Origin of the sequence: Caballeronia sp. GACF4, assembly GCF_023631025.1 — a bacterium.
Taxonomy (GTDB): Bacteria; Pseudomonadota; Gammaproteobacteria; order Burkholderiales; family Burkholderiaceae; genus Caballeronia.
This window is the reverse complement of sequence record NZ_JALQDW010000010.1, coordinates 1-13,714: the sequence shown is the minus strand read 5'-3', so window position 1 is coordinate 13,714 and position 13,714 is coordinate 1. Positions and strand designations below refer to the sequence as shown.

Sequence of the window (13,714 nt, the reverse complement as noted above, 5' to 3'; positions counted from 1 at the left end):
GAACGATCGTGCCGCTGCATTGGCCGTTCAGCCGATGGTGAGCATGAAGCCGCGCCGCTACAATGCCTCCATGTCGAAAACCAAACATGTCTCCGAAACCCCGGCGACGCAGTTTCTGCGCCGTAACAAGGTCGAGTTCGGCGAGCATCCCTACGATTATGTCGAGCACGGCGGCACGGAGGAGTCCGCGCGGCAACTCGGCGTGGACGAGCATCGCGTCGTCAAGACACTCGTGATGGAAGACGAGAACGCGAAGCCGCTCATCGTGCTCATGCATGGCGACCGCACGGTGTCGACCAAGAACCTCGCGCGGCAGACGGGCGCGAAGCGCATCGAGCCATGCAAGCCTGAAGTGGCGAACCGGCATTCGGGCTATCTCGTGGGCGGCACGTCGCCGTTCGGCACGAAGAAGGCAATGCCGGTGTTTGTCGAATCGAGCATTCTCGAACTGGACATCATCTATCTGAACGGCGGCCGGCGCGGCTATCTCGTCAGTCTCGATCCGGCGGTGCTCACCGGCTTGCTCAACGCGAAGCCCGTGCAGTGCGCGAGCGTCGATTAGAATGCTGACCGCATTCGCCACGTCAAAGAAAGAGCCAACATGATTCCTCTGATCGTCGCCGTCGTGTCCTATTTGATCGGCTCGATTTCATTCGCCGTCGTCGTCAGCAAGTCGATGGGACTCGCCGATCCCCGTTCGTACGGCTCGGGCAATCCCGGCGCGACCAACGTGCTGCGCACCGGCAACAAGAAAGCGGCCATCCTCACGCTGATCGGCGATGCGTTCAAAGGCTGGCTGCCCGTCTGGGTCGTCGTGCACTTCGGCGCGGGCTGGGGGCTCGATCCGGCCGGGCTCGCGAGCGCGATCGCGCTGTCGGCCATCGCGGTTTTTCTCGGGCATCTGTACCCGATCTTCTTCAAGTTTCAGGGCGGCAAGGGCGTCGCGACGGCGGCGGGCGTGCTGCTCGCCATTCATCCGGCGCTCGGGGCGGCTACCTTGCTGACCTGGCTGATCATCGCGTTTTTCTTTCGCTATTCGTCGCTCGCGGCGCTCGTCGCGGCGGTCTTCGCACCGTTTTTTCAGGTGTTCCTGTTCGGGCCAAGCCGCATCTCGCTCGCCGTGCTGGCAATGAGCGCGCTGCTCGTCTGGCGGCATCGGGCCAATATTTCGAAGTTGCTGGCGGGGCAGGAGAGCCGTATCGGCGACAAAAAAAAAGCGGCGCAGGCGGCGAGCGAGGCGGACTGAGCGCGGACCGGCGCAACGCTCGGCCTACCAAACAAAACGCCGTTCCACAGGCATGCGGAACGGCGTTTTTGCGTGCGCTGCATGGCGCTGCGGGAAAGTCCTGCAGTGCGCCGTTGGCCCGCTTGCTAAAGGTGAAAACCTCAGTCGCGGAAGTTGTTGAAGTCGAGCGGCGTGTCCGTGACTTCCTTCTTGAGCAGCGCGATGGTGCTTTGCAGGTCGTCGCGCTTCGTGCCTTGTATGCGCACCGCGTCGCCCTGAATGCTCGCCTGCACCTTGATCTTGCTGTCCTTCACGATTTTCACGACCTTCTTCGCCAGATCGCCCGACACGCCTTTCTTGATGGTCACGACCTGCTTGAGCTTGTCGCCGCCGATCTTTTCCTGCTTGCCGTAGTCGAGAAAACGCACGTCGACGCCGCGCTTGGCCAGCTTGCCGACCAGCACGTCCTTGACCTGGCCGAGCTTGAAATCGTCGTCGGCGTAGAGCGTGAGGTCGCGCTCCTTCTGTTCGACGCGAGAATCCGAACCCTTGAAGTCGAAACGCGTCGAGATTTCCTTGTTCGATTGTTCGATCGCGTTCTTCACTTCGATCATGTTTGCTTCGCTGACGACGTCAAACGATGGCATCTTGTTTTCCCCTTCAATGAGGCGAGCGCGCAGCGGGCGCGGCTCGCGCAATCGCTATAATCACAGACCTGACGTCATTCTACCGACGCGCCTGCGGTTCCCCAAGGTTGCGCCGATTCTCCCGGTTCGCCACGCGGTTTTTCCCTGTCATGTCCCACGCTTCCTTCACGCCGCCACCGTTGCTCGACGACTATTCGCTGCGAGCGCACAACACGTTCGGCTTCGACGTGCGAGCGCGTCACGCCATGCACGTCGATAGCGTCGATGCCGCGATCTCGCTCGCCGCCGATGCGCGCATCGCCAACATGCAGCAGTTCGTGCTCGGCGGCGGCAGCAATGTCGTGCTGACGCGCGAATTCGATGGCGTCGCGCTGATCGTCGGCATCCGTGGCAAGCGCGTGATCCACGAAGACGACGACGCCTGGCTCGTCGAAGCGGGCGCGGGCGAGAGCTGGCACGAGTTCGTCGCGTGGACGCTTGCGCAAGGCATGCCGGGCCTTGAAAACCTCGCGCTCATTCCCGGAACGGTCGGCGCGGCGCCTATCCAGAATATCGGCGCGTATGGCCTGGAAATGGGCGAGCGCTTCGAACGGCTGCACGCGGTGGAACTCGCGACTGGCGCGCACGCCCGTTTCGACCGGGCTGAATGCGCGTTCGGCTATCGCGACAGTTTCTTCAAGCGGGCAGGGCGCGGGCGCTTTCTGATCACGTCGGTGGTGTTCCGGCTGCCGAAGGCGTGGCAGCCGCGCGCAGACTACGCGGATGTCGCGAGGGCGCTGGAAGGCGCATCCAGCCACGATGCACGAGCCATCTTCGATGCCGTTGTCGCCGTGCGCCGCGCCAAATTGCCGGACTGGACCGTGCTCGGCAACGCGGGCAGCTTTTTCAAAAATCCGGTGGTGAGCGCGGAAGCGTTCGATGCATTGCGCGTGCGCGAACTCGGCGTCGTGTCGTATCGTCAGCCGGACGGAGCGGTGAAGCTGGCCGCGGGTTGGCTGATCGACCAGTGCGGGTGGAAGGGGCGTGGCGTCGGTGGCGCGGCGGTGCATGACCGGCAGGCGCTCGTGCTCGTGAATCGTGGCGATGCGACCGGCGCGCAAGTGCTCGAACTCGCCGAAGCGATCAAGCGCGACGTGCTCGCGCGCTTCGACGTCGAACTGGAGATGGAGCCGGTTTGCTTGTGAAACCGATGAGCGCGGGTTCGTGCGTCGAGGGCCGACGTTGGCGGCATGCGGTCGCGTTGAACGCGATGAGGTCAGCCACGCGCGCGTGACCAGACCCTGACAAACGCCGCAAAGAAGGGCGGCACTTCGATTCGAACCCCGCCCTTCCGGACAGCAACTCAGTGATTGAGCTTGCCCAGCAGCAAAAACTCCATCAACGCTTTCTGCACATGCAGACGGTTTTCCGCTTCGTCCCACACGACGCTTTGCGGGCCGTCGATCACTTCGGCGCTCACTTCCTCACCGCGATGCGCCGGCAAGCAGTGCATGAAGAGCGCATCCGGGTTGGCGCGCGACATCATCTCGCTATCGACGCACCAGTCCGCGAAGGCCGCCTTGCGCGCTTCGTTTTCCGCCTCGAAGCCCATGCTGGTCCAGACATCGGTGGTGACGAGATCGGCGCCCGCGCACGCTTCGTTCGGGTCTTCGAATGCTTCGTAGAACGGCTTGCTGTCTTCAGAAACCAGCGCGTGATCGAGCGTGTAGCCGGGCGGCGTCGAGAGGCGCAATTTGAAGCCCAGAATCTGCGCGGCTTCTATCCACGTGTAGAGCATGTTGTTCGCGTCGCCGACCCACGCGACCGTCTTGCCGTGAATCGGCCCGCGTTGTTCGTAGTACGTGAAAATGTCCGCGAGCACCTGACACGGGTGATACTCGTTGGTCAGCCCGTTGATGACCGGCACGCGCGAATTTTCTGCAAAGCGCTCGATGATCTCCTGCCCGAACGTGCGGATCATGATGATGTCCACCATGCGCGAGATGACCTGCGCCGCGTCCTCGACCGGTTCGCCGCGCCCGAGCTGCGTGTCGCGCGTATTGAGGAACACCGCGTGGCCGCCTAGCTGGAAGATGCCCGCCTCGAAGGAAAGGCGAGTGCGCGTCGAATTCTTCTCGAAGATCATCGCGAGCGTGCGGTCGTGCAGCGGATGATAAGTCTCGTAGTTCTTGAATTTGCGCTTCAGAATGCGCGCGCGTTCGAGCACGTATTCGTAGTCGTCGAGTGAAAAATCCTTGAACTGAAGATAATGGCGAATTTTTTTGGCGGTCATGAAACGCAAGCGGCGGCTTCGACCCGGTGCCCGCCGATGCGCGAAGCGGCATCGAAAAGACCGGACGGCGCCGCCGTCGGGAGTGGTATCGCGTTCGAGCATAAAGGATTTTGCGATGTTTGACGAGGCTACCGAGGAGCTGATCGCTTTCTCCAGAAGGCTTCTGGACGGCCTTGCAGGGCGCTTGCAAGCATTGGTGCGCTGCGGAAGAAGGGTCGCTGCTGTATAATTGCGCTCGCTCGTTTCAACCGCTCTGCAACATTCAGCACCGTTTCACGCGTATGTGTACGAAGGCTCGCAAGAGCCGCTCGTGTTACCCCTTGCGTGTCTGGATTCAACAGTGCAGTCGAGTCCGTCTTCAGGGTGCGGGCGTGGCCAAGTCGGGAATTTTCTGTGACTGCCGCGTTCAGAGCCGCTAGTGCCTGCCAATGCAGGGCTCGTGGTTTCCGCGTCCGGTCGGCGCGTTCGCCGGTGTGCATCACCGGCTGTCAAAAGGTAATGCTACATGGCTGAATCATCCCCTACCGAGTACTTCATACAAGGCATCACCAAGAGCGGGCGCACGTTTCGGCCAAGCGACTGGTCCGAGCGCCTGTGCGGAGTGATGTCGGCTTTTGGGCCGGGGAAGAAAGGGCCGAACGCGCGCCTGCAATATTCCATCTATGTGCGGCCGACCATCATCGGGGACATCAAGGTCGTCATTCTCGACTCGCGCCTGCGCGACATCGAGCCAATGGCTTTCGACTTCGTGCTGAACTTCGCGAAGGACAACGATCTGGTCGTGACCGAGGCGTGCGAACTGCCGCCGCATCACGGCACGCAGACGCAGCAGAAGCGTTAATCAGCGCTTGTGGACCGACGAAAAAAAGCCCGCGTTTGCGGGCTTTTTCTTTACTGCGCAGCGGAAACAGGAAGCTGCCTCCAGTCAACTGCGGCAATGCATTGCATGCGCGCGTTTTCCGGAAGCAAGCCGGAATTACTGGGCAGCGGGGGCCTGCAAGCCCTTGATGGCTGCGGCCAGGCGGCTCTTATGACGAGCAGCCTTGTTCTTGTGGACGATCTTCTTGTCCGCGATGATGTCGATCGTCTTGACCGACGACTTGAACAATTCGGCTGCCTTGGCTTGGTCGCCGGCGTCGATCGCCTTGCGAACTGCCTTGATGGCCGTGCGGAACTTCGAGCGCAGCGCCGAGTTGTGCGAGTTGGCTTTGGCACCCTGACGGGCGCGCTTGCGAGCTTGTGCGGTATTTGCCATGACGGTTCCTTATCCTGTTTCTGCTGTTACTTGTCTGGAGCGCGTTACCCTTGTCTCGATGACTCCGGCGTCTTGCCAGGAGCGCCCGAAATGAGCACGAGAGGGCGATTCTTAACGCACTGCCTATGATCGGAATTCCCGGGAACGATTGCCCGAGAGCCTTGAAACTTGGCCTGACAGCGTGAATCTTGCTGTCGACTCTATGCCATTTCCACGTGTCTCCCTTGCCTCCCTTGCCTGTTAGGCAAGAAATGACATGAAGCGTCGAACTGTGCGAACTGTAAGTGCGTCGCGACTGCGTGGATTGTAGCAGTGCGCGAAAGCCGAGCTTCGAAACCCGCGATTATAGCAAGCAAATACGAGATGTGACAAGAAAAGCCTCGCCCTTGACGCCATTGCGCCGCAAATTCGATGCAATGGGTCAAAGTGACGTGCGCGAACGCCGATGCCGCCGCCGCGATCCGAAGCGCATCGCGCACGCCCCGTATAATAAGCGCCCCATGAATCTATTCCGAGCCCTCCTGACGGTCAGCGGCTTCACGCTTTTGTCGCGCGTGACCGGCCTGATCCGCGAAACGCTGATCGCCCGTGCCTTCGGCGCTAGTCTATACACCGACGCGTTCTATGTCGCGTTCCGCATACCGAACCTGCTGCGGCGTCTGTCCGCGGAAGGCGCGTTCGCGCAGGCGTTCGTTCCTATCCTCGCCGAGTTCAAGAACAGCCAGGGTCACGATCCGACCAAGGCGCTCGTCGATGCCATGTCCACCGTGCTCACATGGGGCCTCGTCGTGCTGTCGCTCGTCGGCATGGCCGGCGCGAGCTGGGTCGTCTTCGCGGTCGCGTCCGGCCTGAAGCACGATGGCCAGGCGTACGTCCTTGCCGTTGAGATGACGCGGATCATGTTCCCGTACATCATCTTTATCTCGCTGACGACGCTCGCCTCGGGCGTGCTCAATACGTACAAGCAGTTTTCGTTGCCCGCGTTCGCGCCGGTGCTCCTGAACGTGTCGTTCATTTTCGCGGCGGTGTTCGTCGCGCCGCATTTGAAAGTGCCGGTGTACGCGCTGGCCTACGCGGTGATCGCGGGTGGCGCGTTGCAGTTCCTCGTGCAGTTTCCGGGGCTGCGGAAGATCGACATGGCGCCCCGCATCGGACTCAACTTCTTGCAGGCGCTGCGGCATCCGGGCGTGAAGCGCGTGCTGCTGAAGATGGTGCCCGCCACGTTCGCGGTGTCGGTCGGACAACTGAGCCTCATCATCAACACGAATATCGCGTCGAATATCGGGCAGGGCGCGGTGTCATGGATCAACTACGCCGACCGGCTGATGGAGTTTCCCACCGCGCTCCTCGGCGCGGCGCTCGGCACGATCCTGCTGCCGAGTCTCTCGAAAGCCCACGTCGATGCCAACAACGACGAGTATTCCGCGCTGCTCGACTGGGGTTTGCGCATCACCTTTCTGCTCGCGGCGCCGAGCGCGGTCGCATTGTTCTTCTTCGCCGAACCGCTCACCGCGACGCTCTTTCACTACGGCAAGTTCGACAGCCATTCCGTCGTGATGGTCGGCCGCGCGTTGTCGGCGTATGGCATCGGGCTGATCGGGCTGATCCTCATCAAGATCCTGGCGCCGGGCTTCTACGCGAAGCAGGACATCAAGACGCCGGTGAAGATCGCCATTGGCGTGCTCATCATGACGCAGGTGAGCAACTACATCTTCGTGCCGATCTTCTCGCACGCGGGTCTTACGCTCTCTATCGGCCTCGGCGCGCTTGCGAACGCACTGCTGTTGTTCATCGGCTTGCGGCGCCGGCAGATCTATAAGCCGTCGCCGGGCTGGCTGCTATTCTTCGTGCAGATGATCGGGGCATGCCTCGTGCTGGCTGGAACCATGCACTGGGTCGCTGGCAACTTCGACTGGATCGCCATGCGCGCAACGCCGTTCACGCGGATCGCGTTGCTGGGTGCGAGCCTTGTTGTGTTCGCCGCGTTATATTTCGGTATTCTGGCGGCGATGGGCTTCAAATACGCCTATTTCAAGAGACGAACGCTTTGATGACGACAACGCGTATCCTCGATTACTTCACTTCGCTCGTGGCGGACGACGAGAGTCTTCCGCTCACGGAAGCGGCTTTGTCGCTTGCGCAGGACGCGTATCCCGATCTCGACATGCAAGCGGTGCTCGCGGAGATCGACGAACTCGTCGTGCGGGCGCGCCGCCGCATGCCCGACGACGCGGACATGAAGCAAAAGGTCGAGGCGCTCAATCGTTATTTCTTCCGCGAGCTGGGTTTCTCGAGCAACCTCAACGATTACTACGACCCGGACAACAGCCATCTGAACGTGGTGTTGCGCCGGCGTCGCGGCATTCCGATTTCGCTTGCGGTGATCTATCTGGAAATGGCCGATCAGCTCGGTCTGCCCGTGCGCGGCGTGTCGTTTCCCGGGCATTTCCTGCTGCGTGTCTCGACGCCCGATCACGATCTCATGCTCGATCCGACCACCGGCCAGACGCTTTCCGAAGCGCAGATGGTCGAAATGCTGGAGCCGTACGTGCAGCGCGTGGGCGAATCCATTGGCAGCGCGTTGCGCGTGTTGTTGCAGCCGGCGACGCGCCGCGAGATCGTCGCGCGCATGCTGCGCAATCTGAAAAGCATCTACTTGCAGACGGAGCGCTGGCAGCGCTTGCTCGCCGTGCAGCAGCGGCTCGTCATCGTGTTGCCGGGAAGTATCGAGGAAGTGCGCGACCGTGGTTTTGCCTACGCGCGGCTCGATTATCTGCGTCCGGCGCTCGAAGATCTGCAGCGTTATCTGGAAGATCGTCCCGATGCGGAAGATGCAACCGTCGTCGAAACCGAGCTGCATGAACTGAGGCAGCGCACGCAGCACGACGGCGACTAAGAACGGCGGAGCGATCCGCCGTTTTTTTGCTTACTTCGGCTGCATGCGAATTGCGCCGTCGAGACGGATGACTTCGCCGTTGAGCATCGGGTTATCGAAAATCTGTTTGACGAGCAGCGCGTATTCGTTCGGCTTGCCAAGACGCGGCGGGAACGGAACCATGGCGCCGAGCGCGTCCTGTACGTCTTGCGGCATGCCGAGCAGCATCGGCGTTTCGAAGAGACCAGGCGCGATGGTCATCACGCGGATACCGTTTCTCGACAAATCGCGCGCGATGGGCAACGTCATGCCGGCCACGCCGCTCTTGGACGCGGCATAGGCCGCCTGACCCATTTGCCCGTCGAACGCCGCGACCGACGCCGTATTCACGATCACCCCGCGTTCGCCCGTTTCGTTGGGCGCGTTCTTCGACATGACCTCGGCCGCGAGCCGAATCATGTTGAACGTGCCGATGAGATTAACCGCGATGACCTTGCTGAACAGATCGAGCGGATGCGGCCCGTCGCGGCCCACCGTCTTCGATGCCGGCGCGATGCCCGCGCAGTTCACCAGTCCACGCAGAGTGCCGCGTTGCGTGGCGGCTTCGATGGCGCGCTGGCCGTCGCTCTCCTGACTGACATCGCATTTGACGAACTCGCCGGATAGCTCCTTCGCCAGCGCGGCGCCCGCCGCTTCGTTCATGTCCGCGATGACGACCGTTCCGCCTAGCCCGGCGACGAGCCGCGCGGTGGCCTCACCCAGGCCGGACGCGCCGCCGGTGATCAGAAAAACGTTGCCTTGTATCTCCATGTCTCTTCTCCTTGATATGAGGAAGTGCTGCATTCGCGGCCCTCGTGAGGCCGTTCGATTTTATGGCTCGCCGTTTTAGCTTGGCGAGCAAGTCTGAAGGCGTAAAAAAACCCGCTCGGCGAAGAGCGGGTTTTCCGTGACGCGGGCAAGTTACTTCAAAGCATCGAACACGCGCGTGCGGATTTCATCGACCGCGCCGAGCCCGGAAATCTTGCGATACTCCGGCGCCTTCAGCCCGTTCGTTTCACCGCGCTTCGCCCAGTCGTTGTAGTACGCGATGAGCGGCTTGGTCTGCGCTTCATACACGTCGAGCCGCTTTTTCACGGTTTCTTCCTTGTCGTCGTCGCGCTGGATCAGCGGCTCGCCGGTGACGTCGTCCGTCATGTCGTTCTTCGGCGGATTGAACTTGACGTGATACGTGCGGCCCGACGCCGCGTGGACGCGACGCCCGCTCATACGCGTGATGATCTCGTCGAACGGCACGTCGATTTCCAGCACGTAGTCGATTACGACAGCCGCGTTCTTCATGGCCTCCGCTTGCGGAATGGTGCGCGGGAAACCGTCGAACAGATAGCCGTTCTTGCAGTCGTCCGCGAGCAGCCGCTCCTTTACGAGATTGATGATGAGCGTGTCCGGCACGAGCTCGCCCGCGTCCATATAGCCCTTGGCCTCGACGCCGAGCGGCGAGCCCGCCTTCACGGCCGCGCGCAACATGTCGCCGGTCGAGATCTGCGGAATGCCGAACTTTTCCTTGATGAAGTTTGCCTGGGTGCCCTTGCCCGCGCCGGGTGCGCCCAACAGGATCAAACGCATGGTGATATCTCCGAATCGTCTAGAAACCGCGCGGCGAGTCTGAATCTGCATCCGGTGGCCAGGCTCGCGCGGCGTCGACGACAGAGCGCGCAGCCGATTCGAAAGTCGGCGCGGCACCCGCGGACAGCGGCGCAACGTTGAGCGTGGCGCTGACCGGAAGGCTCGCGCAATCGCTTGATTATGCCACGGCTCATTACGAACGCGGCCGTAATAACGGCGATAGAAATCGCTGTGATTCCCGCCGCGCAAGCGTTTGGCGGGGGTATACACGGGTTGTGCGAGCTTTCAGCCGGCGCTGGAAAAGAGCGCCTGGACGCGCGCGAGATCGGCGGGTGTATCGACGCCCGGTGCAGGTGTTTCATGCGTGACGCGCACCGCGATGCGCTCGCCATGCCACAACGCGCGCAGTTGTTCGAGCGCCTCGGCGGCTTCGATGGGCGCTTGCGCGAGGTTCGGAAACTCGCGCAGAAACTTCGCGCGATACGCGTACAGGCCAATATGCCGCAGCACGTTTTCGGGCACCGCGGGCAGCGCCGAAAGCGCGGCGACGTCCGGCCAATGCGATTGCCACGCGTCGCGCGTCCAGGGAATGGGCGCGCGCGAGAAGTAGAGCGCGACGCTCTTCGCATCGAGCACGACTTTCACGACATTCGGATTGAACACGTCGGCGGCATCGTGAATGGGATGCGCGGCCGTGGCGATTGCGCATTCGGGATGCGCCGCGAGATGCGCGGCGACATCGCGCACGAGTTGCGGGTCGATGAGCGGCTCGTCGCCCTGAACGTTCACGACGATGGCGTCGTCGGGCCAGTTCAGACGCGTCGCCACTTCGGCGAGACGGTCGGTGCCGGTGGGGTGATCCGAGCGCGTGAGCATCACTTCGATGCCGTGATCGCGTGAAGCCTCGACCACGCGGTCGGAGTCGGTTGCGACGATCACCTGGCTCGCGCCGGACTCGCGCGCGCGTTCGGCGACGCGCACGACCATCGGCTTGCCGCCGATATCGGCGAGTGGTTTGTTCGGCAGCCGTGTGGAAGCAAGACGCGCCGGAACGACGGCGATGAACGGCACGGACATGATCGGACCTTACGCGCCGCCAACCGGCTTCAACGGCTCGACCGGCGTGCCTTCCACCGTTTGACGCGCTTCGTCGACGAGCATCACGGGAATGCCGTCGCGAATGGGATAAGCAAGTTTGTCCGCGCTGCAGACGAGTTCCTGCGCCGCGCGGTCATAGGTGAGCGGACCCTTGCAGATCGGGCAGACGAGGATTTCAAGCAGACGTGCGTCCACGGAGTTTCTCCACAACTAGAGCGATGAGGCGAGGCCTGAGCACGGCTTGCACGGGAACGACCCAGATGCGCGCATCACGCCAGGCCCCAAATTTTACTGCATCCTTCTCGGTGATCAGGATGGCGTCGGCTTTCACGTCCTCGAAAGGATTCTCGCGATACGAATAGTGATCGGGGAACGCGCGCGTGCCAGGCGTGATGCCGGCGGCGCGCAAGGTCGCGAAGAAACGCTCGGGCGAACCGATGCCCGCAGCGGCGACCACTTTCTCGCCTGCGAACTGCGCGAGCGGACGGCGCACCGATGGATCGTCGAGCAGCCAGGCATCGCCCGATTCGAGTTCGAGCGCAAAGGTGTTGGGCCACGGCGGCAAGGTGCGGTCGTAGGGGCTGTTGATGAGCGTCGCGTCGCGATGGCGCGACATCGGTTCGCGCAACGGGCCGGCGGGCAGCAGGAAGCCGTTGCCGCCGAGGCGGTCGTCGAATACGACGAGCTCGAACACGCGCGCGAGCCGATAGTGCTGCAGGCCGTCGTCGGACACGATGACATCGACTTCGGGATGCGCCTCGACCAGCGCACGCGCCGCCGCCACGCGATCCGGGCATACGAAGACCGGCGCGTGAGTGCGGCGCGCGATCAGCAGGGGCTCGTCGCCGACTTGCGCGGCGGCCGAGGTCGGCGCGACGCTCGTCGGCTTCGCGATCTTCGCGCCGTATCCGCGCGAAACGACGCCCGGCTGATGCCCTGCCGCGCGCAGAGCCTCGACGAGCGCGATGACTGTCGGCGTCTTGCCCGTGCCACCGACCGTCACGTTGCCGACGACGACCACCGGCACGCCGACATCGACGCGCTTGATCCAGCCGAGTTCGAAGAACGCTCGGCGCGCCGCGGCAATCGCGCCGAAGATGCAGGCGAAGGGCGTGAGCGCCCACGCAACGGGACCGCGCTTGCGCCATTCGCGTGCGAAAAAGTTTTCGATGGGCGGTTTGAAGTCAGACATGGTCCGCCTTCGCGACGATGGCGTTTGAGCCGGTCAACGGGTGAAGCTTGGCGCGCAACGGCAACTCCTTCTATACGGTCAGCGTTGAACGGAATGCATGGCCGGCGATGTTTGCTACGCAGGGTCAGGCCGGTGCTCGAACCCCGGACTCTATCGCGCGGACGGCCTCGACGCCAGCCGGTTAGCCAAACGGCCGAGGGCGCGCGCCTGTGGATAACTCTGTGAAAAACTCGCGGCCGAAGAGCAGCGATTCCGCGTCAGGAAAGAGTTGCTTCGGATAATGCAGACATAAGACGAATATAAGCGAGTTAAATCAACGAGTTGCAACGTACTCAAAGGCTCGCCGGGGTGCTTGCGATCAGCAAGCGGTAAGTCTTTCTGTGTGGACACTTGCTACACTGGCGTACCTTATCCGGCGGATCTTGTCCATCAGTCAGATGGTTCTTCCGGCCCGATCTTTCGCTTTCTCGCCCATGACTCCCGATTCTTTGATGCCGCAAGGCAGCGATGCCGTCATCCCCGTTTCCGTGCTCAATCGTGCGATCAACACGATGCTCGAACGGTCGTTTCCGCTCGTGTGGGTATCGGGCGAAGTCTCGAACTTCACGCGCGCCGCGAGCGGACACTGGTACTTCTCGATCAAGGATGCGAGCGCGCAGATGCGCTGCGTAATGTTTCGCGGCCGCGCGCAATACGCCGAATTCACGCCGCGCGAAGGCGACAAGATCGAGGTGCGCGCGCTCGTCACCATGTACGAGCCGCGCGGCGAACTGCAACTCAACGTGGAAGCGGTGCGGCGCACGGGACAGGGGCGGCTTTTCGAGGCATTTCTGCGGCTGAAGGCGCAGCTCGAAAGCGAAGGCTTGTTCGCGGCGGAACGCAAGCGCGCGCTGCCGACGCATCCGCGTGGCATAGGCATCGTGACGTCGCTGCAGGCGGCGGCGTTGCGCGACGTGTTGACGACGCTCGCGCGCCGCGCGCCACATGTGCCGGTCGTCGTTTATCCCGCGCCGGTGCAAGGAACGGGCGTCGGCGCGAAGCTCGCGGCGATGGTCGAAGCGGCGAGCGCGCGGCGCGAAGTCGATGTGCTGATCGTGTGCCGGGGCGGCGGGTCCATCGAAGATTTATGGGCGTTCAACGAGGAAGTGCTCGCGCGCGCGATCGCGGCGAGCAGCGTGCCGGTGGTGAGCGGCGTCGGCCATGAGACCGACTTCACGATCGCCGATTTCGCCGCCGACATGCGCGCGCCGACGCCGACCGCCGCTGCCGAACTCGTCAGTCCGCAGCGCGTGGTGTTGCTGCAGGAATTGGATCAGCGTCACGCGGCGCTCGCACGAAGTTTTGGCCGGACGATGGAGCGTCGCGCCCAAGAACTCGACTGGCTCGCGCGCCGCCTCGTGAGTCCCGCCGAGCGTCTGGCAAGGCAACACGTGCATCTGCGGCAACTGGCGGGGCGGGGGGGGGGGGGGGGGGGGGGGGGGGGGGGGGGGGGGGGGGGGGGGGGGGGGGGGGGGGGGGGGGGGGGGG

At 62.8% G+C, this 13,714-nt stretch carries 15 protein-coding genes; 7 read left to right on the top strand and 8 right to left on the bottom strand.

Features of this window, described 5'->3' with window-relative positions; genetic code table 11:
- Nucleotides 1-70: 70 nt before the first annotated feature.
- Complete coding sequence (gene ybaK / locus NCR40_RS10840; RefSeq protein WP_244826161.1) at nucleotides 71-562, top strand: Cys-tRNA(Pro) deacylase; 492 nt, start codon at nucleotides 71-73, stop codon at nucleotides 560-562.
- Nucleotides 563-601: 39 nt separating this feature from the next.
- A complete protein-coding gene (gene plsY / locus NCR40_RS10835) occupies nucleotides 602-1,246 on the top strand; it encodes a glycerol-3-phosphate 1-O-acyltransferase PlsY (protein ID WP_250492682.1) in 645 nt (214 codons plus the stop codon).
- A 140-nt stretch (nucleotides 1,247-1,386) separates the two neighbouring features.
- Here plsY and NCR40_RS10830 read toward each other — a convergent pair whose 3' ends face one another.
- On the bottom strand, nucleotides 1,387-1,872 hold the full coding sequence (locus NCR40_RS10830) for a YajQ family cyclic di-GMP-binding protein (protein ID WP_244826159.1): 486 nt from the start codon (nucleotides 1,870-1,872) through the stop codon (nucleotides 1,387-1,389).
- 149 nt (nucleotides 1,873-2,021) lie between these two features.
- Here NCR40_RS10830 and murB point away from each other — a divergent pair, with 149 nt between their 5' ends.
- Nucleotides 2,022-3,056: a UDP-N-acetylmuramate dehydrogenase gene (murB, locus tag NCR40_RS10825; protein WP_250465559.1), complete on the top strand. Its 1,035-nt coding sequence runs from the start codon at nucleotides 2,022-2,024 to the stop codon at nucleotides 3,054-3,056.
- 158 nt (nucleotides 3,057-3,214) lie between these two features.
- Here the strand turns inward: murB and argF are convergent, their stop codons facing one another.
- Entirely contained in the window at nucleotides 3,215-4,144 is a 930-nt protein-coding gene (gene argF / locus NCR40_RS10820) for an ornithine carbamoyltransferase (RefSeq protein ID WP_250465558.1), read from the bottom strand.
- Nucleotides 4,145-4,649: 505 nt separating this feature from the next.
- Here argF and NCR40_RS10815 point away from each other — a divergent pair.
- Complete coding sequence (locus tag NCR40_RS10815) at nucleotides 4,650-4,985, top strand: DUF3579 domain-containing protein (protein ID WP_244826156.1); 336 nt, start codon at nucleotides 4,650-4,652, stop codon at nucleotides 4,983-4,985.
- A 135-nt stretch (nucleotides 4,986-5,120) separates the two neighbouring features.
- On the opposite strand, the gene rpsT is transcribed toward NCR40_RS10815, so the two are convergent.
- Complete coding sequence (rpsT, locus tag NCR40_RS10810; protein ID WP_244826155.1) at nucleotides 5,121-5,399, bottom strand: 30S ribosomal protein S20; 279 nt, start codon at nucleotides 5,397-5,399, stop codon at nucleotides 5,121-5,123.
- A 500-nt stretch (nucleotides 5,400-5,899) separates the two neighbouring features.
- Between rpsT and murJ the strand changes: the two genes are divergently transcribed.
- Nucleotides 5,900-7,450: a murein biosynthesis integral membrane protein MurJ gene (murJ, locus tag NCR40_RS10805; RefSeq protein ID WP_309844240.1), complete on the top strand. Its 1,551-nt coding sequence runs from the start codon at nucleotides 5,900-5,902 to the stop codon at nucleotides 7,448-7,450.
- The gene (locus NCR40_RS10800; RefSeq protein ID WP_244826153.1) at nucleotides 7,450-8,295 is read left to right on the top strand and encodes a SirB1 family protein; all 846 of its coding nucleotides are present in this window, start codon (nucleotides 7,450-7,452) and stop codon (nucleotides 8,293-8,295) included. Before murJ ends, NCR40_RS10800 begins: the two co-directional genes overlap by 1 nt.
- A gap of 30 nt (nucleotides 8,296-8,325) precedes the next feature.
- Here NCR40_RS10800 and NCR40_RS10795 read toward each other — a convergent pair whose 3' ends face one another.
- The 5 genes from NCR40_RS10795 to lpxK all read right to left on the bottom strand — a co-directional run bounded on the left by NCR40_RS10795 (nucleotide 8,326) and on the right by lpxK (nucleotide 12,187).
- Nucleotides 8,326-9,084, bottom strand: a complete 759-nt coding sequence (locus NCR40_RS10795; protein WP_250509450.1) for a 3-hydroxyacyl-CoA dehydrogenase — start codon at nucleotides 9,082-9,084, stop codon at nucleotides 8,326-8,328.
- Nucleotides 9,085-9,234: 150 nt separating this feature from the next.
- On the bottom strand, nucleotides 9,235-9,897 hold the full coding sequence (gene adk / locus NCR40_RS10790; protein ID WP_244826151.1) for an adenylate kinase: 663 nt from the start codon (nucleotides 9,895-9,897) through the stop codon (nucleotides 9,235-9,237).
- 285 nt (nucleotides 9,898-10,182) lie between these two features.
- Nucleotides 10,183-10,974: a 3-deoxy-manno-octulosonate cytidylyltransferase gene (kdsB, locus tag NCR40_RS10785; RefSeq protein ID WP_250509449.1), complete on the bottom strand. Its 792-nt coding sequence runs from the start codon at nucleotides 10,972-10,974 to the stop codon at nucleotides 10,183-10,185.
- A gap of 9 nt (nucleotides 10,975-10,983) precedes the next feature.
- On the bottom strand, nucleotides 10,984-11,190 hold the full coding sequence (locus NCR40_RS10780; protein WP_244826149.1) for a Trm112 family protein: 207 nt from the start codon (nucleotides 11,188-11,190) through the stop codon (nucleotides 10,984-10,986).
- Nucleotides 11,171-12,187, bottom strand: coding sequence for a tetraacyldisaccharide 4'-kinase (gene lpxK, locus NCR40_RS10775; protein WP_250509448.1), 1,017 nt, complete (start codon nucleotides 12,185-12,187; stop codon nucleotides 11,171-11,173). The genes NCR40_RS10780 and lpxK overlap by 20 nt, the downstream gene beginning before the upstream one ends.
- A gap of 473 nt (nucleotides 12,188-12,660) precedes the next feature.
- Between lpxK and xseA the strand changes: the two genes are divergently transcribed.
- A partial coding sequence (gene xseA, locus NCR40_RS10770) for an exodeoxyribonuclease VII large subunit (protein ID WP_250509447.1) occupies nucleotides 12,661-13,714 on the top strand: 1,054 nt, incomplete at its 3' end.